Here is a 24,645-nt window from a genome sequence, read left to right as displayed (position 1 = left end):
GCTCTTACTCCGCCGCCAGGCTCACCGGACCGGACCGGGTGGCCGAAATATCGGCCATGGCCACGGACGCCCGCGCGATGGGGTTGGTCAGGTAGAAGTCTTTGATAGTGCTGGCGAAGGTTTCGCCGGTGATCTCGCCCCTAGCCCCCAGTATCGCCACGTCGAACGCCTTGGGCGTCGGGCGCGCGTCGATGCGGCCAAAGGTCGGATGATCGGTGATCAGGGCGTGGCGCAGGTCCGACAGGCTGTCGTAAGGCAGGGTCTTACCCAGCTTGGCCGACAGGGCGCGGAAGATTGCCCAGTCCTCTTTCGCCTCGCCCTTCGGGAAGACGGCGCGTTCGGAAATCTGCACGCGGCCTTCCATATTGACGTAGAGGCCCGACTTTTCGGTATAGGCCGCGCCCGGAAGGATCACATCCGCCGCCGAAGCCCCGACATCGCCGTGCGAGCCGACATAGACCACGAACGACCCTTTGAGCTTGGCCGTGTCGATTTCATCGGCACCCAGCAGGACCACGACGTCCAGCCTACCGTTCAGGATGCCTTGCGTATCCAGCCCGCCCTCACCCGGCACGAAGCCGAGGTCGAGGCCGGCGACGCGCGCGGCGGCCTGATGGACGATGTTGAAACCGTTCCAGTCTTCGCGCACCACATTGTAGGGCTTGAGGATTTCGCTGGCGATCAGGGCCAGCACGGCAGCACCCTCTTCGCCCGACACCGCTCCGGAACCGATCAGCACGGCGGGCTTTTTCGCATCCTTCAACAGGTCACGGAAAGCCGATTTCTTAAAATCTTTCAGCGCCTTCGCGCCGGTTCCTAAGTGCGCGTAATCGTAGGTCAGATCACAGGCTTCGCCGATCACGGCGACCTGAGTCTTGCCCTTGAGCCACGCTTTGCGGATGCGCGCATTGATCAGCGGCGCTTCGAGGCGCGGATTGGTGCCGATCAGCAGTATGACATCGGCCTCTTCGATACCGGCAATGCCGGAATTAAACAACCAGGCTTCGCGCGGCGTGTTGGCCGAGACCGGACCGAAGGCTTCGCCCGCCTGACGGCAATCAAGGTTTTTGACGCCCAGTGAAGTGAACAGGTCCTTAGCCGCTTTCAGGCTTTCGGCGTCCTGAAGGTCACCGGCGATCACGCCGACCTTGTCCGCAGACGTCGCTTGCAGCTTGTCCGCCACAGCGTCCAGCGCCTCATCCCACGAGGCCGGGGTCAGGCTGCCGTTCTTGCGCACATAGGGACGGTCGAGACGCTGACGGCTCAGACCATCGACGGCGTAGCGCGACTTGTCCGACAGCCATTCCTCGTTGATGTCGTCCTTCAGGCGCGGCAGGGCGCGCAGGACGGTCGAACCGCGATAGTCGATACGAATGTGCGCGCCCAGCGCGTCATGCACGTCGATGGTTTCGACCTTTTGCAGTTCCCACGGGCGGTAGTTGAACGACCATGGCTTGTGCGTCAGGGCTCCGACCGGGCACAGATCATTGAGATTGCCCGACAGTTCCGACGACACGGCCTGTTCGAGATAGGAGGTAATCTCGGCGTTTTCGCCGCGCGAAATCATGCCCATTTCGGTGACACCGGCCACTTCGGTCGAGAAGCGGACGCAGCGCGTGCACTGGATGCAGCGCGTCATAAAGGTCTTGATCGTCGGCCCAAGATACTTTTCTTCAACGGCGCGCTTATTTTCCTGATAGCGCGAACCATCGCGGCCATAGCCCATGGCCTGATCCTGAAGGTCGCATTCACCGCCCTGATCGCAGATGGGACAGTCGAGCGGGTGGTTGATAAGCAGAAACTCCATCACCCCTTCGCGCGCCTTCTTGACCATCGGCGTGTTGGTGAAGATTTCCTGACCGTCGGCGGCCGGCAGCGCACACGAAGCCTGCGGCTTCGGCGGTCCGGGCTTCACCTCGACGAGGCACATACGGCAGTTGCCGGCGATCGACAGACGCTCATGGTAGCAGAAACGGGGAATCTCCTCACCCGCCAGCTCCGCCACCTGAAGCACGGTCATGCCGGGTTCGAACTCGACCTCGACACCATTGACTTTAGCTATCGGCATCTGCCTCAAACCTCATACAAAAAAGCATTCCGAACCGTCAGAACCAGGACTTGTCGCCAGCGACATAGTCTTCGTGGAACTGTTGTTCGGACTTGAACAGGTAGATGATCAGCTCGATGAAAGAGATGAACGCCACCGCCAGACCCGGCAGAATCAGGAACCAGCCAATCGTGCCGCAAGCGAGCATGATAATGCCGGCATTGGTCTTGCCGAGATAGAATTTGTGGACGCCCCAGATCCCGAAGAAGAAGGTCAGGAGGGCGGCCACCCATTTGTTTTTGTCAGGGATGCCGGACTTGATGACGTAGACGCTGACGGCAACGCCTTCAGAGCCTTCGAAATCCACCGCCATACCGGCTGCTACGGAGCGGGCACCGCCCATCAGATCGGCGCGCGAAAAGCTGTAGCGCTGACCGTCATCGCCACTGATCAACCCCTGACCCGTGGCATCGCTGAATGAGAGTACCTTGCCCCGCATGACCGTCCCCTACTCTGCCGCAATCGAATGTCCGGCGAAATTACCCTTCGACGAACGATATAGGGCAATCCGGTCTTCAATTTCGTGACGGAAGTGCCGGATCAGGCCCTGAACCGGCCAGGCCGCCGCGTCGCCCAGCGCGCAGATGGTGTGGCCTTCAACCTGTTTGGTCACGTCCAGCAGGATGTCGATTTCCTTGGGGTCCGCATCGCCCTTAGCCATGCGCTCCATCACGCGCCACATCCAGCCCGTACCTTCGCGGCAGGGCGTGCACTGACCACAGGATTCGTGCTTGTAGAAGTAGCTGAGACGCGCGATGGCCTTGATGAGGTCAGTCGATTTGTCCATCACGATCACCGCCGCCGTGCCGAGGCCGGAGCCCAGGCCGCGCAGGGTGTCGAAATCCATCGGCATGTTTTCGCACTGTTCAGCCGGGATCATCGGCACGGACGAGCCGCCCGGAATCACCGCCTTCAGATTGCCCCAGCCGCCCCGGATGCCGCCGCAGTGATCTTCGATCAGCTGACGGAAGGGGATCGACATGGCCTCTTCGACATTGCAAGGGCGCTCAACATGGCCCGAAATGCAGAACAGCTTGGTGCCGGTATTGTTTTGCGCGCCGAAACCGGCAAACCACGCCGCACCGCGACGCAGGATGGTGCCGACAACCGCGATGGATTCCACATTATTGACCGTCGTCGGGCAGCCGTAGAGGCCGGCACCGGCCGGGAACGGCGGCTTCAGGCGCGGCTGGCCCTTCTTGCCTTCCAGCGATTCCAGAAGCGCGGTTTCTTCGCCGCAGATATAGGCCCCGCCACCGTGGTGGACATAGATGTCGAAATCCCAGCCGTGGACATTGTTCTTGCCGACCAGCTTCGCCTCATAGGCCTGCTTAATCGCCGCTTCGAGACGCTCGCGCTCGAAAACATACTCACCACGGATATAGATATAACAGGCGTGGGCCTGCATGGCGAAAGACGCGATCAGGCAGCCTTCGATCAGCAGGTGCGGATCGTGGCGCATGATTTCGCGGTCTTTACAGGTGCCCGGTTCCGACTCGTCAGCATTGACGACGAGATAGTGCGGACGGTCCTTGACCTCTTTCGGCATGAAGGACCACTTCAGACCGGTCGAGAAACCCGCGCCACCGCGACCGCGCAGCCCCGAATTCTTCACATTGGTGATGATCCAGTCGCGCCCGTAGGACAGGATGTCCCTCGTCGCGTTCCAGCAGCCGCGTTGCTTTGCCCCCTCGAGGCCCCAGTCATGGAAGCCATAGAGGTTGGTAAAGATGCGGTCCTTGTCTTCGAGAATACCCACCATGATTACGCCTTGACCTCCGCTTCCGGAGCATTGGGGATTTTGAGCGGCTTGGCTGCCGAACCGTCATACAGCGACGGGTCTTTCAGCGTGGTTGCGCCGCCCAGAGGTTCGGACGTGAAGCGGCCATTGTACGGGCCGGTCTTCGGCGTCTTACCCGCCGAGAAATCGTCGATGATCTGGGCCAGATTGTCCGGCGTCAGGTCTTCGTAGAAATAGTCGTTGATCTGCGCCATCGGGGCGTTGGTGCAGGCGCCAAGGCACTCGACTTCCTGCCAGTAGAACTTGCCATCAGCCGACAGCTTGTCCTTCGGGCCGATCTTGTCCTTGCACACCTTCATCAAGGCCTCAGAGCCGCGCAACTGGCACGGCGTCGTGCCGCACACCTGAATCAGCGCCGCCGAGCCCACCGGCTCCAGCATGAACATGGTGTAGAAGGTGGCCACTTCGTACACGCGGATGCGCGCCATGCCGAGCATTTCGGCGACGACGGCGATGGCGGGTTCCGACACCCAGCCCTCCTGCTTCTGGATCAGCCACAGGATGGGGATGACCGCCGACTGACGGCGGTTTTCGGGGTACTTGGCAATCCACCAGTTAGCCTTTTCAAGCGTTTCCGGCTTGAACGCAAAGCTATCCGGCTGAACGGCGGCGAGACGGCGAACGGACATCTCAGGCCTCTCTCATCTGGGATACGGTAGGATTATAAGCGGGCAGGCTCATTGTTTATAAGCCTCCCAGCGATCGTTGCGGGCCTTCATCATGCGCGCGCTGGCCGCCTTGACCAGCGGGATGCGCCGCGCGACCATCATCGACACGACGGCGACAGCGATGGAGGCAAACACCATGGGGGATTGGCCATACTGCGGATTGACGTCGATATAGATGCGGACGCCAAAGATGATCAGTAGCATGGGCGCATAGGAAATGACGGTTTCCAGCACCAGATCCTGCAAATAGCCCTTCATGCCGCCGGGGTGATAGCCCCAGGCGGCCTTAGCCAGCCACAAACGCAAACCCAGCGCCACCGCCAGGAACACGAGGACGAGCAGGAAGGTTTGCCAGGTTTGGAGTTGAAAGCCCTGCATCAGCGGTCCACTTCCCCGAACACGATGTCAAGCGAGCCGAGGATGGCCGACACGTCGGCCAGCAGGTGGCCACGGTTCATCCAGTCCATCGCCTGAAGGTGGGCAAAGCCCGGCGCGCGGATCTTGCAGCGGTACGGCTTGTTGGAGCCGTCTGACACCAGATAGACACCAAATTCACCCTTAGGCGCTTCGACGGCGGCATAGACTTCGCCCGGCGGGGTCTTGAAGCCTTCGGTGTACAGCTTGAAGTGATGGATCAGGGCTTCCATCGAATTCTTCATGTCGGCGCGGCGCGGCGGCGTGATCTTGTGATCGGTTGCCAGGACTTCACCGCCGGTTACGCGAAGCTTTTCAACGCACTGTTCCATGATCTTCACGGCCTGACGCATCTCTTCGACGCGGCAGAGGTAACGATCCCAGCAGTCGCCGTTCTTACCGATGACGATATCGAAGTCGAGTTCGTCATAGCATTCATAGGGTTGCGACTTGCGCAGGTCCCACTCGATGCCCGAACCGCGGATCATGACGCCGGTAAAGCCCCAGTCATAGGCTTCCTGCTTGCTGACCACGCCGATATCGACATTGCGCTGCTTGAAGATACGGTTTTCCGTGACGAGAGATTCGATATCGGCCAGAGCGCGCGGGAATTCCTTGCACCACTGTTCAATATCGTCGATCAGTTCCGTCGTCAGGTCCTGATGGACCCCGCCCGGACGGAAGTAGTTGGCGTGCAGACGCGCCCCGCAGGCGCGCTCATAGAACACCATCAGCTTCTCACGCTCTTCAAAGCCCCACAGCGGCGGCGTCAGAGCGCCAACGTCCATGGCCTGAGTGGTGATGTTCAGCAGGTGCGACAGGATTCGACCGATTTCCGAGAACAGGACGCGGATCAGTTGCGCGCGCTTGGGCACTTCGAGACCCAGCAGGCGCTCGATCGCCAGACAGAAGGCATGCTCCTGATTCATCGGCGCCACATAGTCGAGGCGGTCGAAATAGGGCGTGTTCTGCAAATAGGTGCGATATTCCATAAGCTTTTCGGTGCCGCGGTGCAGCAGGCCGATATGCGGATCGACACGCTCGACGATTTCCCCGTCAAGGTCGAGCACCAGACGCAGAACGCCGTGGGCCGCCGGGTGTTGCGGGCCGAAATTGATGGTGAATTTGCGGTCGTCAAAGTTGGCGCGTGCCTCGACCTCTTCGAAGGCCCCGGTGCGGGGATCGACGAAGGAGGACAGCGGGGTTTTGATGTCTTCAGCCATGATAACCCTCTACGCCTTGTTCGGATTGGCAGCCTTCTCATCGCCCGGAAGGACGTAGGAGGCCCCTTCCCATGGCGACAGGAAGTCGAAACGACGGAATTCCTGAACCAGCTTGACCGGTTCGTACACGACGCGCTTCTGCTCTTCGTCGTAGCGCACTTCGACGTGGCCCGTCATCGGGAAGTCCTTGCGCAGCGGATGGCCGGAGAAACCATAGTCGGTCAGGATACGGCGCAGGTCCGGCTGCCCCGAAAACAGCATGCCGTACATGTCGAAGGCTTCGCGCTCGTACCAGTCGGCGTTCGGATAGACGCTGCGCACGGTTGGCACCGGCACGGTTTCATCGGTCATTACCTTGACGCGCAAGCGCAGGTTCTGCGTCAGCGACAGCAGGTGATAGACGACGTCGAAACGACGCTCGCGCTTCGGATAGTCGGCCCCGCACAGGTCGATGAGCTGATGGAAGCGGTAGGGTTCGGCGCGCAGCTTGCTCAGCACTTCGACGATGCGCTCACGCTCCACCACCAGCGTCAGCTCGCCAAAGGCGTGGATAACGTCGATCAGCGCGTCCTTGAAGTCGGCGCGGGCCTGTTCGGCGATCTTGAGGAATTTTTCTTCAGACATTCCGTAAAATCCCTCTTAACGGCGGATCGTGCCGTTGCGGCGGATCTTCTTCTGAAGCTGAAGAAGACCATAAAGCAACGCTTCGGCCGACGGCGGGCAGCCCGGCACATAGACATCGACCGGCACGATTCGATCGCAGCCACGCACGACGCTGTAGGAATAGTGGTAATAGCCGCCGCCATTGGCGCACGAGCCCATCGACAGGACATAGCGCGGATCGGGCATCTGGTCATAGACCTTGCGCAGAGCCGGTGCCATCTTGTTGGTCAGCGTGCCGGCGACGATCATCAGGTCCGACTGACGCGGTGAAGCGCGCGGCGCCATGCCGAAGCGCTCCATGTCATACCGCGGCATCGACGCCTGCATCATTTCCACGGCGCAGCAGGCCAGACCAAAGGTCATCCACATCAGCGAGCCGGTGCGCGCCCAGGTGATGACATCGTCGGCCGAAGCGACGAGGAACCCCTTCTCGTTCAGTTCCGAGGACACCGCCTCAAAGAACTTGTCGTGGACCTTGGGATCGTAGCCCTCAACGGTGCTGCGGCCGGCCTGACCGGCAGGAATGATTACTCCCATTCCAGGGCTCCTTTGTTCCACTCATAGATAAAGCCGACCGTCAGGACGCCCAGAAAGACCATCATCGACCAGAAGGCAAACTGCATCCCCGCCTGCGGCAGGTCGAACATCGACACCGCCCACGGGAAGAGGAAGGCCACTTCGAGATCGAAGATGATGAAGAGGATCGAGACGAGATAGAAGCGCACGTCAAACTTCTGACGGGCGCTGTCGAAGGCGTTGAAGCCGCATTCGTAAGCCGAAAGCTTTTCGGTGTCGGGGGCCTTGGGCGCCAGAACCAGCGCCGCGATGATGAACCCCAGCCCAAGGACGAGGGCGATGCCGAAGAAAATCACAATCGGCAGATACTTTATAAGGAGGGCTTCCATTGTACGATCCCACTTTTGGCTCTGCCCCACCCATGGTGCACCGCAAAAGGTTCGGGGGACAGACTCAACTGAGCCTATTAGACCACCTCGCGCCGCGCTTCAAACACTCAAAAGCCTAAAATCGGGGGAAATGCCAAAAATGTCGTCGAATTCTCTGCACTTGAAAATCGTTCTCAAGCCCTCCCCGGTCTTCCACAGCCAAATGGCTTTTTGACGGTTTTCCGCAATATGACGCTTGACACCGCGGGCCGCCCCGCACTATCTAGCGCACCTCTTCGGAGGGGCTAACGTCCTGACGCAGAGAATGACAATGTATGGATGCGGGTGTAGCTCAGTTGGTTAGAGTGTCGGCCTGTCACGCCGAAGGTCGCGGGTTCGAGCCCCGTCACTCGCGCCACCCCTTGTAGCACAAGCCGGTGGCCTTCGCCTCCATAGACATTGTTGCCCGAACAGGAATGCGGGTGTAGCTCAGTTGGTTAGAGTGTCGGCCTGTCACGCCGAAGGTCGCGGGTTCGAGCCCCGTCACTCGCGCCACCTGGAGGATACGCTCTCTCAGGTGGCCCCGCATATCCTCTCTTCTTCTTTCATCAAAATTCATCTTCGCGCAAAATTTGCATTAGGCAAATCTTTGTCTTCGCGTGTATGTCTGTGACGAAACAGGGTTGACGCAAACGACATATACGGGCCCCGGCATGTCCGGGATGACATAGAATAGCCCATATTCGTCCCGAAAAGTCGCCGCTGACACGAAAGCGGGAAAATTCCGCCAGTACATTGTTTCTTTGGGGGCAGGCGCGCCATTGCATGACGCGACGCGTTGTTCTGTCTGAGAATTCAAATCGACGAGCGAAAGCGAGACTATGCGCAAATCTCATCTCTTAAATGCCACCGCCCTTGGCCTGGTCATCGCGGTTACCGCAGGTGTGGCGCAGGCTGAAGTCGTTATTAATACTTCGACGACCGCCCCTGTTAAAACTTCAACGGCGACTACGGCGGGTACGGCAGACGATATCAAGCTGGATACGGGCGGCACGATTACGCTCAAGACAGCAGGCGCGCGCGCAATCACGATTGATTCGAACAATAAGGTGAATGTCGTCGGCGCGATCGACATGTCGTCTTCGGGCGATGACGCCACGGGCATTTATATTGATGGTGGCCGCACCAGCGGCCTCACCCTCTCCGGCAAGATCACCGTCACCGACGACTACACCCCGACAGACACAGACTCCCCTGCGGACGGCATCGCCGATGGCGTCTTCGCCAAAGGCGAGCGTCGCTACGGCATTCGGTCCGTTGGCACCTCCCCTTTCATTGGCGATGTCAGCCTCGCTTCGGCCAGCGCTATTCAGGTCGAAGGTAACAATTCATACGGTGTGCGCTTTGAAAACGCCCTGACCGGTAATTTTGCTTCCGACAGCACGGTAAACGTCGTCGGCACAAACGCGCGTGCCTATTCGTTTGAAGGCGGTGTCACGGGTAATATCGTCATCGGCGGTTCGACAACGGTACAGGGTGAGAATGCTACGGCGCTCAACCTCGCGAGCAACCTTACCGGCGCGTTGATTCTGGACGGAACGGTCGCTGGCACCGGCTACCGCCTGACCACAGTGACGGACAAGGCGACACTGGACAAGCTTCAGGCAGAAGACAAGCTACAGGCGGGACCATTGGTCAATATCGCTGGCAACGTCACCAAGGGCATACTGATTCAGTCCACCATTGCCGATACTGATGCTTCGAAGGCGGAAGCCGAGCGCAATAACGACGAAGACGGCAATGGTGTCACCGACACGGGCGACGGTGCCGCCAGCCTGTCGCAATATGGCGGTGCGGCGGCCCTTAAGGTCGGTTCGTCCACGCAGGACATCACTATCAACGCGATCAATATCGCGACGACCGCGACGGATACCTATAAGAACCAGAAGTTCGGTCTGGTCGTGCGCGGCAGCATCGCCTCTTCCGGCGTGTTCGAAGGCGTGATCGCCAAGGCCATCGAAACGGGTGGCATGGGTCGCAACGTCACCTTTGAAAACGGCATCCTGATCAACGGCACCGTTTCGGCCTCTTCCTACCTGGCCGAAGCGCGAACCGCCAACCTTCTGGCCGGGACGTTCGCCAACGTCTTTAATGTCGGTGGCACCCTGCGCGCCGCCAACAGTTCCACCAAGAACGAAACCGCCTATGCCCTGTATATCGGCTCAGGGGCTAAGGTGCCCGAAGTCAATGTCAGCGGTACGATCAGCGCGGCGTCAACGGGCTCCAAGTCGAACGCGACGGCGATTTTTGATGGCTCGAACACACTGGTACGCCTGAACAATACCGGCAATATCACGGCCTCGCTCACCCAGACCGACGACGATGCTAATGGCGTGGTTGACCCGACCACCAACCGGGCCGTGGCCATCGATCTGAGCGGCAACACGGCCGGCGTCACCCTGGTCCAGACCGACCTCAAGCCGGATGATAACACAGTCGCCGCCCCCGTTATCTCAGGCGATATCCGACTGGGCTCGGGCAATGATGTCGTGAAGATCGATGGCGGCTTCGTCATCGGCAATATCGACTTTGGCGCCGGCAGCAACAGCCTGAGCATCACCACCAACGGCATTGTTGGCGGCAAGATGACCGGCTCCGGTACGGTGTCGCTCGACATCGTGAAAGGCGCGCTCAATCTCGACACCGGTTCCAAGCTCAATGCCACGACGGTGAATGTGCGCAAGGAGGGGACGCTGCGCTTTGTGCCGGATACAGCCAACCCCAACACCCCCCTTATCGCCGCCTCCGGGGCCGCCGTGTTTGAAACCGGCGCCAAGGTGCAGATCGGCATGTCCAGCATCGTCAAACCGGCGACGCGCTATACGCTTCTGACCGCTTCGAACATCACGCTCGGCACCCTCGATACGGCCAGCCTCGACAGCAATGTCCCCTATCTGTACAAGGCCGCCCTTTCGACCAATACGGCCAATACGGCGCTGTACGCCGATGTGCGCCTGCGTACACAGAGCGAAACCACCCTGTCGGTCAATGAGTTCGCGGCCTTCGATGCCGTTATGACCGCCGCCCAGGGCAATGCCAGCGCCACACGCGCCCTGCTCGACCCGACGACGGCGGATGGCTTTAACAAGGCCTATCTGTCCTTCCTGCCCGACTATTCCGGCGAAACGCTGCTGACCCTGTCCAAGAGTAATGACGGCCTGTCGCGCACCATGGCCAGCCAGTCGATTATCCCGCAGGCCGGCGTCAACCAGTACTGGGCGCAGGAATACGGCTTCCAGATCAATCGCAACCGCACCGACGTTACGGGCTTCGAATCGACCGGCTTTGCCTTTGCCGGGGGCGTTGAGCGGGGCATTACCTCGACGCAGGCCGCGGGTCTTTATCTGGCCTACACGGCCACCAACCCCAAGGGCACGCTGGGCGCGCCGGACGAAGACCTCAGCTCGACCGACCTGTCTCTGGGAGCCTATTGGCGCATGGATAACGGTTCGGGCCTGAAAGGTTGGGTGCGCGGTGGCGTGGGCTACGCCAACTTCGAATCGAAGCGTCAGATCCTCGAACCCGCCTTCATCGCCAGTTCGACCGCCAAGTGGAAGGGCGTCAGCTATTCGGGTAGCATCGGGGCCTCCTACAGCGTCGATGCCGGCTGGCTGAGCCTGACCCCCATGGTCAGCGCCGACTATTTTGGCCTGAAGGAAGACGCCCATACCGAGACCGGCGGCGGCACGGCCTTCGACCTGTCGGTGGATGAGCGCACCGGCCATATCTTCAGCGGCACCGCCTTGCTGAATATCGGCCGTTCGAACAAGAACGCCCTCTTCCGTCCGGAAATCTGGGTTGGTTACCGCAATAATTTCTCAGCGGAAATCGCCGATACGGTGGCCCGCTTCGGCACCGCCACCCCGTTCACGCTCAAGGGCGGCGACATCAAGGGCGGCGCACCGATTGCCGGTGTGCGCCTCGCAGCTTCGAATGAGTACAGCTATTTCGGTATCGAAGCCGAATATGAAAAGTACGACGCCTACGACAACGTGTCGCTGTCGCTGCGCGCCCGCTTCCAGTTCTGATCTGTTCCAGATCGGACCGCAAAAACCGCCGGTAACCCCGGCGGTTTTTTTTATGCGCTTCCTATTCGCCGCGGCTGTTATCCGTGCTGAGCGCTTTCACGGCTACGCCTATCCTCGGACCTTCGAAGAGATAGAGGAGCCTTCCTATGGCGAGTACAACGACGGCCCCCGGTAAGGGCACAAACAGCATTCTCATCCTGATTGGCGTGGCCGTGATCGCGCTTTTGGCGGTCGGTGCCGTGTTTCTGATGCAGGACAACCGTAGCGGCTCTGAGCGCATGGGCGATGCCGTAGAGGCCCTGCCGCAGGGCGTGGACAAGGCCGCTGATGAGTTGGGTGATCAGCCCCCTGCCGAAAACATCAAACGCAACGCCGAAAAGGCGACAAACTAAAAATCAGACCGGCCTGAGAACGTTCAGGCCGGTTTTTCTTTGCCGCTTTGGACGCGCAAAAACCAGTATGATGTGTGGGGAAATCGATGGCGATTACGGGATTGAACCCCTTTAGCGTCTGCAAACAAGCAAAGACGCGTCGGTTCGCAAATCGTAAGGGGAAATAGTGGGAGATGACGGGATCGAACCCCCGTTTGCGTCAGCAAGCACACAAAGATGCGGCGGTTCGCAAATTGTAGGGGGAAATGGTGGGCGATGACGGGATCGAACCGCCGACCTACTCGGTGTAAACGAGCCGCTCTGCCAGCTGAGCTAATCGCCCCTCCACAGGGGACCGGATATAAAAAACCGGAGGCCGGTCAATGCCAACCTCCGGTCCCGAAGTCAAGCCGTTTCGGCTTAAATTCTGTGAGTGGTCTTAACCGTTCAGGGCGTTCTTCAGGCCTTCGCCGACGCGGAAGCGCGCGGTGACCGAAGCCGGACGCGAAACGGTTTCGCCGGTACGCGGGTTGCGGGCGGTGCCGGCTTCGCGCTTCACAGCGAGGAAGGTGCCGAAGCCGACGAGGCGGACTTCTTCACCCTTTTTCAGGGCGTCCACGACGGAATCGGTGAAGGCGTCAACGGCCTTCTTGGCTTGTTCCTTGGTCAGGCCCGCCTGATCGGCAATGGCGGCCACGAGTTCAGCTTTGGTCGTCATAAGTTTCTCCCTGCCCGCCATGACGGGCATTTGTGTGAACCGTTCCCTGTCGGACTCAGCGAGTCGTCGGCGGGTGGACCCGATAGAGACTACAAAAACCCCCGCTCGTCAAAAGCGAAATCGCATTTTTTGCACTGCAAACCGAGTTTTTTTAATGACTTACACAAAAAAGAGCGAAATTTGAGGCGCTTAGCCTGCAAATTCCGCTCTTTTTTCTCAACCGTTTTGGCGAGTGCACGCCAAAATAGCGCTATCCCTTACGGCTTAATGGGCCGTAAGACCGTCTGCGTCATCCGCAGCGGGCACCGCGGGGGGCGGAATCACCGGCTCCACCCACTCGATAGATTCGAGCGGCCGGGTCAGGGCGTGGGTCAGAACCTGTTCGACATGGCTCACCGGAATGATCTCCAGACCGGCCTTCACATTCTCAGGCAGTTCAGTCAGGTCCTTCTCGTTCTCCTTGGGGATCAGCACGGTCTTAACGCCCGAACGCAGCGCCGCCAGCAGCTTTTCCTTGAGGCCCCCGATGGCCAGTACGCGGCCGCGCAGGGTGATTTCGCCGGTCATGGCGATATCCTTGCGCACCGGAATACCGGTCAGGACCGAAACCATAGCGGTGACCATGGCCACGCCGGCCGACGGACCGTCCTTGGGCGTGGCACCTTCGGGGACGTGCACGTGGACGTCGGTGCGTTCAAAGACCGGCGGCAGGATGCCGAACTTCGGCGCCAGCGCCTTGACGTAGGAATTGGCCGCCGAAACGGATTCCTTCATCACGTCCTTGAGGTTACCCGTGACCTTCATATTGCCCTTACCGGGCATCTTGATGGCTTCGATGGTCAGGATGTCGCCGCCGAATTCCGTCCAGGCCAGGCCCGTGACGATACCAACCTGATCGGTTTCATCGGTTTCGCCATAGTGGAATTTGCGCACGCCGGCATATTTGGCCAAGCGCGCCTCATCCACCGTGATCGAACTGACCTTCTCACGCGCCAGGTCACGGATAGTCTTGCGCGCCAGATTGCCCAGTTCCCGCTCCAGCGAGCGCACGCCCGCCTCGCGGGTGTAGTAACGGATCAGGTCGCGGATGGCCTGTTCAGGCACGATCCACTCGTCGCCTTGCAGGCCGTGATCCTTTGCCAGAGACGGCAGGATGTGGCGCTTGGCGATTTCGACCTTCTCGTCCTCGGTATAGCCGGGGATGCGGATGATCTCCATGCGGTCGAGCAGGGGCTGAGGCATGTTGAGCGAATTGGCCGTCGTCACGAACATGATCTTGGACAGGTCGTAATCGACCTCCAGATAATGGTCGTTGAAGGTCGAATTTTGCGCCGGGTCCAGCACTTCGAGCAGGGCCGAAGCCGGGTCGCCGCGCCAGTCGGCGCCCATCTTGTCGATTTCATCGAGCAGGAAGAAGGCATTGGTGGTCTTGGCCTTCTTCATCGACTGGATGATCTTGCCCGGCATAGAACCGATATAGGTGCGACGATGGCCCCGGATTTCCGATTCGTCGCGCACGCCGCCGAGACTGATGCGCACAAATTCGCGGCCCGTCGCTTTGGCGATGGACTTACCCAGACTCGTCTTACCGACGCCCGGAGGCCCCACAAGGCACAGGATCGGGCCTTTCAGCGTGCCCATACGCGCCTGTACGGCCAGATGCTCAAGGATGCGCTCCTTGACCTTCTCAAGGCCGTAATGGTCGGCATCCAGAGTATCTTCGGCCTTGCTGAGGTCGATCGGCTTGGGCTTGGACGCACCCCACGGGATGGCCAGCAGCCAGTCGAGATAGTTGCGCACCACGGTCGATTCGGCCGACATGGGAGACATATGGCGCAGCTTGTTCAACTCCGACATCGCCTTGGCGCGGGCTTCCTTGCTCAGCTTGGTCGCCTTGATCTTCTTTTCGAGTTCGAGGATCTCGTCCTTGGCGTCGTCCTGCTCACCCAACTCGCGCTGAATGGCCTTCATCTGCTCATTGAGGTAATATTCGCGCTGGGTCTTTTCCATCTGGCGCTTGACGCGCGAACGGATCTTCTTTTCGACCTGAAGGACGCTGATCTCACCTTCCATCAGGGCATAGATCTGCTCCAGACGCTTGGCGACCGCAAGTTGCTCCAGAAGCTGCTGCTTCTCGCCGATCTTGATGACCAGATGCGCGGCAATCGAGTCGGCCAGCACGTCGGCTTCCGACACTTCGGCCAGAGCCTGAAGCGCTTCCGGCGGAATCTTCTTGTTGAGCTTGATGTAGTTTTCGAACTGATCGGTGACGGCGCGCACCAGCGCTTCGAGGTCCGGGCCCTGCGTCACGGCAGGCTCCAGCGCATAGGCTTCGGCCTCATAGAATTCGCTGCGGCCGGTAAAGCGCTTGATCTTGGCGCGCGACTTGCCTTCGACCAGCACCTTGACCGTGCCGTCCGGCAGCTTCAGCAACTGCAGCACATTGGCCAGAACACCAATGTCGTAAATGGCGTCGGCTTCGGGATCATCGTCACCGGAATTTTTCTGGGTAGCCAGCAGAATCTGCTTGTCGCCCTTCATCACCTCGTCGAGCGCCTGCACAGACTTTTCACGTCCGACAAACAGCGGCACGACCATGTGCGGGAACACCACAATATCCCTTAAAGGCAATACGGGTATGGTTAGAACATCAAACATTACTTACTCCTGAGCCGGACAGCGCGCCTCGCCAAGGCGTCCAACGACCACCCTGCGTAAAGAAAAAGGGCGCGTTCTCCGGATATATACGCGCAATGCCTGCGCAGGGGTTCACCATTCACCTTAGACGATTCCTCGGCTGAACCTAGGCTGAATGTGGGACTTTACCACCCATATTCAAGGGAGGCCGGATCGGGCCCCGCCACCGGTTTCCGCAGAAACTTTCGCTTGCGCGAGCGCTTATGAACGGCTATGGCGAAAAGGCATCCAGAGTTAAGCGACGCGCTTAACGCCAACCTGCCCTTCCCGGCAAGGTGGCGTCCGGAAACGGAGATGCGGCCGAACCGGCAATTAACGGGACCAAGGCTCATGCGTCGCTCAACTCATTTTATCTGAGAGACGCCCCATGCCGGACACCGCCCTGCCCCTCACGATCTTAGCGCCGCAGCAATTCGCCAGCGACAACTATGCCGGCATCTGCCCCGAAGCGTGGAACGCCATGCACGAGGCCAATGCCGGCTCGGTCCCCGCCTATGGCGACGACCCCTGGACGCAGCGCGCCGCCGACGCCCTGCGCGACCTGTTCGAGCATGAGGCCGAGGTCTTCTTCGCCTTCAACGGCACAGCGGCCAATTCCATGGCCCTTGCGTCATTGTGCCAGTCCTATCACAGCGTCATCTGCTCGGCCACGGCCCACGTCGAAACCGACGAATGCGGCGCGCCGGAATTCTTCTCCAATGGGTCGAAACTGTTGGTCGCCGCCTCGACGGACGGTAAGCTGACGCCAGACGCCATACGGGCTATGGCCACCAGTCGCTCTGACATTCATTTCCCCAAACCACGCGCCGTCACCATCACCCAACCGACCGAAACCGGCCTCGTCTATACCATCGACGAAGTGAAGGCCATTGCCGCCGTCTGCCTGGAACTGGGCCTGCGTCTGCACATGGACGGGGCGCGTTTTGCCAATGCCTGCGCGGCGCTCAACTGCGCCCCCGCAGACATCACCTGGAAGGCCGGGGTCGATGTTCTATGTTTCGGCGGCACCAAGAACGGCATGGGCGTGGGCGAAGCCATCCTGTTTTTTGATCGCGGTCTGGCGCAGGATTTCGACTATCGCTGCAAACAGGCCGGGCAACTGGCCTCCAAAATGCGCTTTCTGGCCGCGCCGTGGCTGGGCATGATCAAGGACGGTGCGTGGCTAAGGAATGGTCACCACGCCAATGCCTGTGCCCGCCGTCTGGCCGACAAAATTTCCGGTTTACCGGAAATAGAGCCCATCTTCGCGGTGCAGGCTAACGCGGTCTTCCTCAAGGCACCTGAGAGCGTTCTGGACGCCCTGCGCGCCAAAGGCTGGCGCTTCTATACCTTTATCGGTGGTGGGGCGCGCCTCATGTTTGCCTGGGACGCTGACCCGGCGAGGGTAGATCAACTGGCCGCCGATATTAAAAACGCATCTGAAAGCAAATAATCCGGCGCATTTTCTGAGAGTCCACTTGCGGTCTCGGCGAACCACCTGCGGCATTGCGCGCATTGATTATTTACCGGGCCGGGCGCATCCTGATCGCTCAACCACAAGATGGGAGATGGATCATGCCCGGACTGGCCTACCGCTTTTTCGACAATAATACTGGTGAAGAGGTGTTCGCCTCGGATGATTTCGACTTTGCCGCCATGCCGACGGTCAATCACCTGATCCGCGATCCGGAACTGGTGGCGCGCTACGGCGGCCCGGCGGTCATCAATCGCATCGAACAGGGCGAGGTGAACACCGCGGGTGCCGTCGAATACCGAATCTTTATCGACGGCTCTGAGGAGCGCCTGAATTCGCAGGACATCGACGAGAATTACCGACGCTCCTGAGCTTTTCTTTGTAAGGCACTGATTTTAAAAAGCCGCGTCCAATGGAGGCCGCGGCTTTGTTCTGTCGGGATGCCTCCTGCTGCGGCAAGGCGTCACAGCCCTCCAGGGCGTCACCTCTCGCCAAAGTCCACTCTGTCAGCTAAACGCTTGACGTGAAGCCATGGAGACTTTGATGCGCGCAGCCCTGTTTTTTGCCCCCCTGACCCTTGCCCTGTGTCTGTCAGGCTGCGGCGACAAACCCGCAGAAACGGCAAGCGAAACCGCTGCACCACAAGCCAGTGTGCCGGCGGTCGAGGGACCGTCCGAAGCGGAAAAAGCCGCAAAACTTGCTGCCCTGCCCGCCCCCTACAATACGGCCGATCTCAAGGCGGGTGAGAAGGCGTGGACCAAGTGTCGCTCGTGCCATACGCTGGTCGAAGGCGGGGCCAATATGGTCGGCCCCAACCTTTACGGCGTGTTCGGGCGCAAGTCAGGCAGCAAGGCCGATTATCAGTATAGCGACGCGATGAAAGGCCACAACGCCGTGTGGGACTTTGCTACGCTCGATGACTATATCACCCATCCGCAGGCAACCGTCCCCGGCACCAAGATGGGCTTTATGGGCCTTAAGGACGAGACGGAGCGTCACAATCTGATCGCCTATCTCAAGGTCGAAACCAGCCCGGCCCAGAAGTAAGCAAAAAGCCCTCCGAACCGTTCGGAGGGCTTTATAGTTCCGGGGTGAAGGGGGCGAGCCCCCTTCCTCTTTTGAGCCTAAAGCGGCTCGCTCATCAGCTCATCGACAAACGGGGCGATCCACAAACCACGTGAACGGCGCGCCGTTTCCGAATGATAGATGTGCACCAGTTCAGCATAGGAGCGGTCGAAATCATCATTCAGAATAACGTAGTCGTATTCGGCCCAGTGCGCGATCTCACCTTTGGCGCGGCTAAGACGGCGCTGGATGACGTCATCAGCGTCCTGCGCGCGGGCATAAAGGCGGCGCTTCAGTTCTTCCATCGAGGGCGGTAGGATAAAGACACGCACCACATCCGACGGCGCCTTGGCCGAGATGCGCTGCGCCCCCTGCCAGTCGATATCGAACAGCACGTTCTGCCCCTGCGACAAGGCTTTTTCCACCGGTTCACGTGGCGAGCCATAGCGGTGGTCGTGCACCGCCGCCCATTCCAGCAGGGCGTCGTTTTTGACCAGATCATCCATCGCGGCGTCGCTGATGAAGTGATATTCGCGGCCATCCTTTTCACCGGGGCGCGGTGAGCGGGTGGTCACCGAAATCGACAGGTCGAGATCGGCGTGATCGGCCATCAGGCGACGGCACAGAGAGGTCTTGCCCGCGCCCGAAGGCGAGGAAACAATCAGCATAAGGCCGCGGCGAAGACGTTGGGAATTAGGCATATTACTCTACGTTTTGAACCTGTTCTCGGAACTGGTCGATAACCGACTTTAACTCCAGACCGACCTTGGTCAGGTCGCTAAAAGCGGCTTTCGAACAGAGGGTATTGGCTTCGCGCATGAATTCCTGCGACAGGAAGTCGAGCTTGCGCCCCTGCGACTGGCTGTCGCTCAGGAGTGTATGCGCGGACGCGATATGGGTGCGCAGACGATCCAGCTCTTCACGAACATCGGCCTTGACGGCCATGACGGCGGCTTCTTGCATGACGCGCTCCTGAAGGTCAGAACCGGGCAGAAGCTCATTCAGGCGCCTGGTGAAGCGTTCGCGGATCACTTCGGTCTGCTGCGCCGCCAACGCCTCGGCCCGATCCACGGCTTCGGTCATCGCGACCAGGTGCTGGGCCAACACCTCAAACAGCGCCCGCCCCTCGTCCTGACGTGCGGACTTCAGATGCTCCAGCGCTGCCCCTAGATCGGCCAGCAGGGGCGCTTCCAGCGCCGCCAAGTCGGTATCGGTTTCCGCACTGGTCGCTTCGATGACTCCTCGCAGGGACAGAAGCCCGTCCAGTGACGGCATGGTGGCCTGACCGGCCTGCATCAGGCCCTGGCCCACTTCAAGATACTGGCTGAGGACCGCGTGATTAACACTGTAGCCAGTCTGGGCCTCGGTCGTCTGGATGCTGAGGTTCAAAGACACCTGGCCGCGCTGAAAACGCTGCTTGACCAGATCGCGCGCCGCCCGCTCCACATAGTCATAGCCTGAGGGTACGCGCGTTTTGAGGTCCAGAGACCGCCCATTGACTGAACGCACCTCATAGACCCAGGCGAACGTCCCATGATGGCCTTCCACCCGCCCGAAGCCGGTCATGCTTGACAGGGTCATTTACCGGTGTCCTTGACGCGTTGGGCCGAAGAGAGAGTCGTTTGCGCCTCGATCTGACGCCATTTAGCCACGTTGATCAGGTGCTGCTCATAAGTTTCGGCGAAGATATGCCCGCCCGTGCCATCAGCGACGAAATAGATATCGTTGCTCGACGGCGGGTTGAGCACGGCCTTTAAGGATTCCTTGCCCGGATTGGCGATCGGAGTGACAGGCAGACCGTCGATCAGATATGTGTTCCACGGGCTGGGCGTGTCCAGTTCGGAGCGTTTCAGACCCCGCCCCAGAGGCTCACCTTTGGATACGGCATAGACGACGGTTGGGTCCGATTGCAGGCGCATCCCGTTACGCAGGCGGTTCACAAACACCGCCGCGACCTTCGGACGTTCATTGGCCAGCCCCGTTTCCTTCTCAACCACGGAAGCGAGGATCAGGGCCTCTTCCTTGGTTTTCAAAGGCAGATCCTGCGCGCGTGTCGCCCACAGCTCATCAAGTGATTCACGTCCGGCGGCCAGCATGCGGTCCAGCACAGACTGACGGGTTTCACCGATCTCGTACTGATAGGTTTCGGGCAGAATGGAACCTTCGGGCGGCACCTCGACATCACCGGTCAGGCCCTGCGTCGCCATCAGAATGCGCACTGCCTGAGCCGAGGTGCGTCCCTCGGGAATGGTAATGAAGTGCTGCACCACGCGGCCCTCAAGGATCTGATTGAGGACGCCGATCATCGACAGGCGCGACGGGAACTCATAGGTGCCGGCGCGCAATGCGTTATCACGCCCATCCAGCTTGGCAGCAATGCGGAAGAAGGTCACCGAGCGGATGACACCCTGCTGTTTCAGCTTGCGCGCTATGGCATTAAGCCCCTGCCCGCGTTCAACCGTCACGGCGGTGACATTCCCGGATTTCGCCGATGGTCCGGGGCCATAGGTGTTGGCAAAAACGAACAGTTCTGCCGCCAGAAGCAGCAGGACAATACCGGACAAGAGGCCCGCCACCGGCGCCATCAGACGCCGGTCTTTGCGCCGCGGGGCTGGGTGGGCCTTCTGCTTTGCCATCTTAGTCCACTTTGCCGAGGATCAGGGCCGCATTGGTGCCGCCGAAGCCGAAGGAGTTAGACAGGACCTTGTTGATAGTCATCGGCTTGGCCTTATGAGGCACAAGGTCGATGGGGGTTTCATAGGCCGGGTTGTCGAGATTAATGGTCGGCGGCGCGATCTGATCACGGATGGCCAAAGCGCAGAAGATGGCTTCGACCGCGCCGGCACCACCCAGCAGGTGGCCGATGGCCGATTTGGTTGAAGACACCGTGCCGGTGGCCGCGCGATCGCCCAGAAACTTCTCAATGGCTTTTAGTTCAATACCGTCGGCCATAGTCGAGGTGCCGTGCGAATTGACGTAGTCGATTTCCTTGGGGTCGATACCGGCATTCTTGGCCGCCGCGACCATGGCGCGATAGCCGCCGTCGCCGTCTTCGGAAGGCGCAGTGATGTGGTAGGCGTCACCCGACAGGCCGTAACCCAGCACTTCGGCATAGATCTTGGCGCCGCGCGCCTTGGCGTGTTCGTATTCTTCCAGCACCACAATGCCTGCGCCTTCGCCCATGACGAAGCCGTCGCGGTCTTTGTCGTAAGGGCGCGAAGCCTTGATCGGCTGATCGTTGAAGGCGGTGCACAGGGCGCGGCAGGCGATAAAGCCGGCAATACCGATGGGAACGATGGCCGATTCGGCACCGCCAGCGACCATCACATCGGCATCGCCGCACTTGATCAGGCGGGCGGCATCACCGATAGCGTGCGCGCCGGTGGCGCAGGCGGTGACGACCGAATGGTTCGGTCCCTTGAGGTGGTGACGGATCGACACCTGACCGGAGGCCAGATTGATCAGCGAGGACGGTATAAAGAAGGGCGAAATGCGCTTCGGACCTTTCGCCCGAAGTTCCAGCGCCGTCTCGGCGATAATGCCCAGCCCCCCGATGCCCGACCCGATCATAACGCCGGTGCGTTCCTGATCCTCGGCGCTTTCGGGGTGCCAGTTGGCATCGTTTAGCGCTTCATCGGCCGCCGCTATAGCATACAGGATGAAGTCATCGACCTTGCGGCGTTCCTTGGGCGATAGGACCGTGGATGGATCAAACGAGCCTTCGATGTCAGGGCCGCCACCGCCGCGGCCATCGACCGTCGGAATTTCGCAGGCCACCGTGCAGGCGTAGTCTGTGGTGTCAAAGGCGGTGATGTTTCCGGCCCCCGACTGCCCGTCGAGCAGACGCTTCCAAGAAATATCCACACCCGCGCCCAAAGGCGACAAGAGACCCAAACCGGTGATGACGACGCGACGAACCATATAAAATCAGCCCTGTTATGCAAATAGCAGAAGGGCGCGGCTTCGATGCGGCAGTCACCGTCGAAACCACGCCCTCAATCCGGTACTTCAGATTAAGCGGAAAGCTTTTCCTGAATGTAGTTGACGGCGTCGCCAACGGTCAGGATGTGCTCAGCCGAGTCATCAGGAATTTCGATGTCGAATTCTTCTTCGAAAGCCATGACAAGCTCAACGATGTCGAGGCTGTCGGCTTCCAGATCGTCGATGAAGCTCGCCTTTTCCGTGACCTTATCCGGATCAGCATCCAGATGATCAATCACAATCTTGCGAACACGTTCAAGAACTTCAGACATATCAGGCCCTCTAACAGGTTATATAAACACGACCCAAAGCGGCTTATGGCTTTGCAGGGGCCGGGTATCGGAATCTAAGCCAACTGCCTTTTATGCACACACTGTGCAGGTTTCAAGCCATTTTCAGCGGCTGGAAAGGCAGTCTTTCACAACAAAGACGTGATGGCGGGGTTAAATCATCACCATGCCGCCGTTCACATGCAGGGTTTGGCCCGTCACGTAACCGGCTTCATTGCTGGCGAGATAGACGGCGGCGGCGGCAATATCAGCCCCTTCACCAAGTGTACCGGCCGGGATTTTCGACAGGATACCTTCGCGTTGCTGCTCGTTGAGCACATCGGTCATGGGGGAAGCGATGAAGCCCGGCGCGATGCAGTTGACCGTGATATTGCGCGAAGCGACTTCCTGTGCCAGCGCTTTGGAGAAGCCGATCATTCCTGCCTTTGATGCCGCATAATTGGTTTGCCCCGCATTGCCCATGACACCCACCACCGAGGTGATGCCGATGATGCGCCCATAGCGGCGCTTCATCATGCCCTTCACGGCTGCGCGCGATAGGCGGAAGTAGGACTCGAGGTTGACCTTGATCACCGCTTCCCAGTCCTCATCCTTCATACGAAGAATAAGACCGTCCTTGGTGATGCCGGCATTGGCTATGAGGATGTCGAGCGGCGAACCGGCTGCGACTTCAGCTTTGGCGATCAGTCCATCGACCTGTGCCGGGTCAGACAGGTTGCAGGTCGCAACGGAGGCCCCTTCGCCCAGTTCGGCAGCCAGTTCCTGAAGTACGGCTTCGCGCGTGCCGGACAGCACGACCTTAGCCCCTTGTTTATGCAAGGCGCGGGCGATCTGCGCCCCCAATCCACCGGTGGCACCGGTTACAAGCGCCGTCTTGCCGGTCAATTCAAACATTGGTGTCTCCTGTGAAAAGGGTAGGATTGACCACGAAAAACAAGAAAAACAAGAAAGGTCTTTGCCATCTATCGCGCCTGAAGGGCCATAAATCAAACGGTGGCGTGAAGGTGTGAGGGCGCTGCACGCCTGAATTCAACCTCCCTTTTTGCGTTTTTCGAGCTTTTCGTGGCTGAAAACTTAAATACTCTTGGCAAACGCCTCAAAGTCCAACGCGCCGTTCAGCGCCACGGCCTCGCAGCCGGGGGCCAGCCGCTTGATCATGCCGGTTAACACCTTGCCTGCACCAAGTTCGGCGAACTGCGTCACACCGCCGTCCTGCGCCAGCCACTGTACCGACTCGCGCCAGCGCACGCGCCCTGTCACCTGCTCAACCAGCAACGGCGCCACCTGCGCCTTATCGCCAACGGGCTGGGCTGTAACATTGGCGACCAGAACGGACTGCGGGTCACGGAAGTTGATTTTGGATAGGGCCTCAGCCATTTCTTCGGCCGCCGGCTGCATCAGCGGGCTGTGGAAGGGGGCAGACACATTGAGCAGCATGGCCTTGGCCCCCAGTTCCTTGGCCTTTTCGACGGCCAGATCGACGGCTGCCTTTTCGCCGGAAATGACCACCTGACCGGCATTGTTGTCATTGGCCACGACGACCACGCCCGCGGCACGTCCGGCTTCGCAGGCGACTTCGGCCAGAGCCAGATCGGCCTTGGCCCCAATTAAGGCGGCCATAGCCCCCTGACCTACCGGCACGGCGCGCTGCATGGCCTGACCGCGCAGTTTCAGCAGTCTGGCAGCGTCCGCAAGTGTCAGCACCTCCATCGCCGCCAGCGCCGAATATTCTCCGAGCGAGTGACCGGCGCAGAAGGCGGCTTCCGACACATCGACGCCGAAATCGGCCTTCAGCACGCGCACAACGGCAAGCGACACCGCCATCAGGGCCGGCTGCGCATTTTCGGTCAGGGTCAGGTCGGCTTCCGGGCCTTCGCGCATCAACCTGAGCAGGTCCAGCCCCAACACCTCGTTGACTTCGCCGAAGACCTCACGGGCTGCCGCGAAATTATCGAACAACTCGCTCCCCATGCCGACGCTCTGAGAGCCCTGTCCCGGAAAAACGAATGCCAAAGTCATGTAATGCCTTGTCCCGACCTGTTGGTTTGAGCGGCATGGGTTAGGGCAATCCGTCAGTAAGGGCAAGAGGCTTGAGCCCCAGCCCGGCGGACACAGCGTGTCTGATCGACATGAAAACGGTTGTAGGTGACCGCAAATATCCGTAAAGATAGAAGCGATTAAGGACGGTTGGGGCTGTCCGGTGAGGGTATTTCTGGGGGATT

At 59.8% G+C, this 24,645-nt stretch carries 23 protein-coding genes, 3 tRNA genes and 1 riboswitch; of the genes, 7 read left to right on the top strand and 19 right to left on the bottom strand.

Annotated features, from left to right (window positions below; genetic code table 11):
* Positions 1 to 4 precede the first annotated feature (4 nt).
* The 9 genes from nuoG to ASTEX_RS13895 are packed head-to-tail and all read right to left on the bottom strand — an operon-like array spanning position 5 to position 7,781.
* Complete coding sequence (nuoG, locus tag ASTEX_RS13935; RefSeq protein WP_013480272.1) at positions 5 to 2,068, bottom strand: NADH-quinone oxidoreductase subunit NuoG; 2,064 nt, start codon at positions 2,066 to 2,068, stop codon at positions 5 to 7.
* Between the two features lie 37 nt (positions 2,069 to 2,105).
* On the bottom strand, positions 2,106 to 2,546 hold the full coding sequence (locus ASTEX_RS13930; RefSeq protein ID WP_013480271.1) for an NINE protein: 441 nt from the start codon (positions 2,544 to 2,546) through the stop codon (positions 2,106 to 2,108).
* A gap of 9 nt (positions 2,547 to 2,555) precedes the next feature.
* Positions 2,556 to 3,869 carry an NADH-quinone oxidoreductase subunit NuoF gene (nuoF, locus tag ASTEX_RS13925; RefSeq protein WP_013480270.1) on the bottom strand — a complete coding sequence of 438 codons (1,314 nt, stop codon included), beginning with the start codon at positions 3,867 to 3,869 and terminating at the stop codon, positions 2,556 to 2,558.
* A 2-nt stretch (positions 3,870 to 3,871) separates the two neighbouring features.
* Entirely contained in the window at positions 3,872 to 4,537 is a 666-nt protein-coding gene (nuoE, locus tag ASTEX_RS13920; RefSeq protein ID WP_013480269.1) for an NADH-quinone oxidoreductase subunit NuoE, read from the bottom strand.
* A 48-nt stretch (positions 4,538 to 4,585) separates the two neighbouring features.
* Positions 4,586 to 4,954: a hypothetical protein gene (locus ASTEX_RS13915; RefSeq protein WP_013480268.1), complete on the bottom strand. Its 369-nt coding sequence runs from the start codon at positions 4,952 to 4,954 to the stop codon at positions 4,586 to 4,588.
* Complete coding sequence (locus ASTEX_RS13910) at positions 4,954 to 6,213, bottom strand: NADH-quinone oxidoreductase subunit D (RefSeq protein WP_013480267.1); 1,260 nt, start codon at positions 6,211 to 6,213, stop codon at positions 4,954 to 4,956. The genes ASTEX_RS13915 and ASTEX_RS13910 overlap by 1 nt, the downstream gene beginning before the upstream one ends.
* Before the next feature lie 9 nt (positions 6,214 to 6,222).
* Positions 6,223 to 6,837: an NADH-quinone oxidoreductase subunit C gene (locus ASTEX_RS13905; RefSeq protein WP_013480266.1), complete on the bottom strand. Its 615-nt coding sequence runs from the start codon at positions 6,835 to 6,837 to the stop codon at positions 6,223 to 6,225.
* 15 nt (positions 6,838 to 6,852) lie between these two features.
* The gene (locus tag ASTEX_RS13900) at positions 6,853 to 7,413 is read right to left on the bottom strand and encodes a NuoB/complex I 20 kDa subunit family protein (RefSeq protein WP_013480265.1); all 561 of its coding nucleotides are present in this window, start codon (positions 7,411 to 7,413) and stop codon (positions 6,853 to 6,855) included.
* Positions 7,404 to 7,781, bottom strand: a complete 378-nt coding sequence (locus ASTEX_RS13895; RefSeq protein WP_013480264.1) for an NADH-quinone oxidoreductase subunit A — start codon at positions 7,779 to 7,781, stop codon at positions 7,404 to 7,406. The genes ASTEX_RS13900 and ASTEX_RS13895 overlap by 10 nt, the downstream gene beginning before the upstream one ends.
* 320 nt (positions 7,782 to 8,101) lie before the next feature.
* Between ASTEX_RS13895 and ASTEX_RS13890 the strand changes: the two genes are divergently transcribed.
* The 4 genes from ASTEX_RS13890 (at position 8,102) to ASTEX_RS13875 (ending at position 12,240) form a co-directional block, all read left to right on the top strand.
* Positions 8,102 to 8,178: transfer RNA gene (locus ASTEX_RS13890), tRNA-Asp, on the top strand.
* A 60-nt stretch (positions 8,179 to 8,238) separates the two neighbouring features.
* A tRNA-Asp gene (locus tag ASTEX_RS13885) sits at positions 8,239 to 8,315 on the top strand.
* Positions 8,316 to 8,641: 326 nt separating this feature from the next.
* A complete protein-coding gene (locus ASTEX_RS13880; protein ID WP_013480263.1) occupies positions 8,642 to 11,848 on the top strand; it encodes an autotransporter family protein in 3,207 nt (1,068 codons plus the stop codon).
* 146 nt (positions 11,849 to 11,994) lie between these two features.
* Positions 11,995 to 12,240 carry a tumor necrosis factor receptor family protein gene (locus ASTEX_RS13875; RefSeq protein ID WP_013480261.1) on the top strand — a complete coding sequence of 82 codons (246 nt, stop codon included), beginning with the start codon at positions 11,995 to 11,997 and terminating at the stop codon, positions 12,238 to 12,240.
* Positions 12,241 to 12,486: 246 nt separating this feature from the next.
* On the opposite strand, the gene ASTEX_RS13870 is transcribed toward ASTEX_RS13875, so the two are convergent.
* From ASTEX_RS13870 to lon, 3 genes are all read right to left on the bottom strand, one after another.
* Positions 12,487 to 12,562 (bottom strand) — tRNA-Val (locus ASTEX_RS13870).
* 96 nt (positions 12,563 to 12,658) lie between these two features.
* Entirely contained in the window at positions 12,659 to 12,937 is a 279-nt protein-coding gene (locus ASTEX_RS13865) for an HU family DNA-binding protein (RefSeq protein ID WP_013480260.1), read from the bottom strand.
* Positions 12,938 to 13,201: 264 nt separating this feature from the next.
* A complete protein-coding gene (gene lon / locus ASTEX_RS13860; RefSeq protein WP_013480259.1) occupies positions 13,202 to 15,595 on the bottom strand; it encodes an endopeptidase La in 2,394 nt (797 codons plus the stop codon).
* A gap of 258 nt (positions 15,596 to 15,853) precedes the next feature.
* Positions 15,854 to 15,960, top strand: a riboswitch (SAM-I-IV-variant riboswitch).
* A gap of 41 nt (positions 15,961 to 16,001) precedes the next feature.
* Here lon and ASTEX_RS13855 point away from each other — a divergent pair.
* From ASTEX_RS13855 to ASTEX_RS13845, 3 genes are all read left to right on the top strand, one after another.
* Positions 16,002 to 17,066 carry a threonine aldolase family protein gene (locus ASTEX_RS13855; RefSeq protein ID WP_013480258.1) on the top strand — a complete coding sequence of 355 codons (1,065 nt, stop codon included), beginning with the start codon at positions 16,002 to 16,004 and terminating at the stop codon, positions 17,064 to 17,066.
* Between the two features lie 122 nt (positions 17,067 to 17,188).
* On the top strand, positions 17,189 to 17,458 hold the full coding sequence (locus ASTEX_RS13850; protein ID WP_013480257.1) for a hypothetical protein: 270 nt from the start codon (positions 17,189 to 17,191) through the stop codon (positions 17,456 to 17,458).
* A 172-nt stretch (positions 17,459 to 17,630) separates the two neighbouring features.
* Positions 17,631 to 18,134, top strand: a complete 504-nt coding sequence (locus ASTEX_RS13845; RefSeq protein ID WP_013480256.1) for a c-type cytochrome — start codon at positions 17,631 to 17,633, stop codon at positions 18,132 to 18,134.
* 77 nt (positions 18,135 to 18,211) lie between these two features.
* Here ASTEX_RS13845 and gmk read toward each other — a convergent pair whose 3' ends face one another.
* The 7 genes from gmk to fabD form a co-directional block, all read right to left on the bottom strand.
* Positions 18,212 to 18,853: a guanylate kinase gene (gmk, locus tag ASTEX_RS13840; RefSeq protein ID WP_013480255.1), complete on the bottom strand. Its 642-nt coding sequence runs from the start codon at positions 18,851 to 18,853 to the stop codon at positions 18,212 to 18,214.
* 1 nt (position 18,854) lies between these two features.
* Positions 18,855 to 19,733, bottom strand: coding sequence for a YicC/YloC family endoribonuclease (locus ASTEX_RS13835; protein WP_013480254.1), 879 nt, complete (start codon positions 19,731 to 19,733; stop codon positions 18,855 to 18,857).
* The gene (mltG, locus tag ASTEX_RS13830) at positions 19,730 to 20,788 is read right to left on the bottom strand and encodes an endolytic transglycosylase MltG (RefSeq protein WP_013480253.1); all 1,059 of its coding nucleotides are present in this window, start codon (positions 20,786 to 20,788) and stop codon (positions 19,730 to 19,732) included. The genes ASTEX_RS13835 and mltG overlap by 4 nt, the downstream gene beginning before the upstream one ends.
* A 1-nt stretch (position 20,789) precedes the next feature.
* Positions 20,790 to 22,073 (bottom strand): beta-ketoacyl-ACP synthase II, encoded by a 1,284-nt coding sequence (gene fabF / locus ASTEX_RS13825; RefSeq protein WP_013480252.1) that lies wholly within the window; start codon positions 22,071 to 22,073, stop codon positions 20,790 to 20,792.
* 92 nt (positions 22,074 to 22,165) lie between these two features.
* Positions 22,166 to 22,405, bottom strand: coding sequence for an acyl carrier protein (locus ASTEX_RS13820; protein ID WP_013480251.1), 240 nt, complete (start codon positions 22,403 to 22,405; stop codon positions 22,166 to 22,168).
* Positions 22,406 to 22,576: 171 nt separating this feature from the next.
* Complete coding sequence (fabG, locus tag ASTEX_RS13815; RefSeq protein WP_013480250.1) at positions 22,577 to 23,317, bottom strand: 3-oxoacyl-[acyl-carrier-protein] reductase; 741 nt, start codon at positions 23,315 to 23,317, stop codon at positions 22,577 to 22,579.
* A 180-nt stretch (positions 23,318 to 23,497) separates the two neighbouring features.
* Positions 23,498 to 24,442 carry an ACP S-malonyltransferase gene (fabD, locus tag ASTEX_RS13810; RefSeq protein WP_013480249.1) on the bottom strand — a complete coding sequence of 315 codons (945 nt, stop codon included), beginning with the start codon at positions 24,440 to 24,442 and terminating at the stop codon, positions 23,498 to 23,500.
* Positions 24,443 to 24,645 lie beyond the last annotated feature (203 nt).

It is taken from the genome of Asticcacaulis excentricus CB 48, assembly GCF_000175215.2.
In the GTDB taxonomy this organism is placed as follows: domain Bacteria; phylum Pseudomonadota; class Alphaproteobacteria; order Caulobacterales; family Caulobacteraceae; genus Asticcacaulis; species Asticcacaulis excentricus.
This window is presented reverse-complemented; position numbering and strand designations above follow the sequence as displayed.

Coding starts and splice junctions, on each gene's coding strand:
- gmk (WP_013480255.1), bottom strand. CDS start 18,853: ATGCCTAATTCCCAACGTCTTCGCCGCGGCCTTATGCTGATTGTTTCC.
- ASTEX_RS13880 (WP_013480263.1), top strand. CDS start 8,642: ATGCGCAAATCTCATCTCTTAAATGCCACCGCCCTTGGCCTGGTCATC.
- fabD (WP_013480249.1), bottom strand. CDS start 24,442: ATGACTTTGGCATTCGTTTTTCCGGGACAGGGCTCTCAGAGCGTCGGC.
- nuoE (WP_013480269.1), bottom strand. CDS start 4,537: ATGTCCGTTCGCCGTCTCGCCGCCGTTCAGCCGGATAGCTTTGCGTTC.
- fabF (WP_013480252.1), bottom strand. CDS start 22,073: ATGGTTCGTCGCGTCGTCATCACCGGTTTGGGTCTCTTGTCGCCTTTG.
- lon (WP_013480259.1), bottom strand. CDS start 15,595: ATGTTTGATGTTCTAACCATACCCGTATTGCCTTTAAGGGATATTGTG.
- ASTEX_RS13850 (WP_013480257.1), top strand. CDS start 17,189: ATGCCCGGACTGGCCTACCGCTTTTTCGACAATAATACTGGTGAAGAG.
- ASTEX_RS13835 (WP_013480254.1), bottom strand. CDS start 19,733: ATGACCCTGTCAAGCATGACCGGCTTCGGGCGGGTGGAAGGCCATCAT.
- ASTEX_RS13905 (WP_013480266.1), bottom strand. CDS start 6,837: ATGTCTGAAGAAAAATTCCTCAAGATCGCCGAACAGGCCCGCGCCGAC.
- ASTEX_RS13915 (WP_013480268.1), bottom strand. CDS start 4,954: ATGCAGGGCTTTCAACTCCAAACCTGGCAAACCTTCCTGCTCGTCCTC.
- fabG (WP_013480250.1), bottom strand. CDS start 23,317: ATGTTTGAATTGACCGGCAAGACGGCGCTTGTAACCGGTGCCACCGGT.
- ASTEX_RS13865 (WP_013480260.1), bottom strand. CDS start 12,937: ATGACGACCAAAGCTGAACTCGTGGCCGCCATTGCCGATCAGGCGGGC.
- ASTEX_RS13930 (WP_013480271.1), bottom strand. CDS start 2,546: ATGCGGGGCAAGGTACTCTCATTCAGCGATGCCACGGGTCAGGGGTTG.
- ASTEX_RS13895 (WP_013480264.1), bottom strand. CDS start 7,781: ATGGAAGCCCTCCTTATAAAGTATCTGCCGATTGTGATTTTCTTCGGC.
- ASTEX_RS13875 (WP_013480261.1), top strand. CDS start 11,995: ATGGCGAGTACAACGACGGCCCCCGGTAAGGGCACAAACAGCATTCTC.
- ASTEX_RS13910 (WP_013480267.1), bottom strand. CDS start 6,213: ATGGCTGAAGACATCAAAACCCCGCTGTCCTCCTTCGTCGATCCCCGC.
- ASTEX_RS13855 (WP_013480258.1), top strand. CDS start 16,002: ATGCCGGACACCGCCCTGCCCCTCACGATCTTAGCGCCGCAGCAATTC.
- mltG (WP_013480253.1), bottom strand. CDS start 20,788: ATGGCAAAGCAGAAGGCCCACCCAGCCCCGCGGCGCAAAGACCGGCGT.
- ASTEX_RS13900 (WP_013480265.1), bottom strand. CDS start 7,413: ATGGGAGTAATCATTCCTGCCGGTCAGGCCGGCCGCAGCACCGTTGAG.
- ASTEX_RS13820 (WP_013480251.1), bottom strand. CDS start 22,405: ATGTCTGAAGTTCTTGAACGTGTTCGCAAGATTGTGATTGATCATCTG.
- nuoG (WP_013480272.1), bottom strand. CDS start 2,068: ATGCCGATAGCTAAAGTCAATGGTGTCGAGGTCGAGTTCGAACCCGGC.
- ASTEX_RS13845 (WP_013480256.1), top strand. CDS start 17,631: ATGCGCGCAGCCCTGTTTTTTGCCCCCCTGACCCTTGCCCTGTGTCTG.
- nuoF (WP_013480270.1), bottom strand. CDS start 3,869: ATGGTGGGTATTCTCGAAGACAAGGACCGCATCTTTACCAACCTCTAT.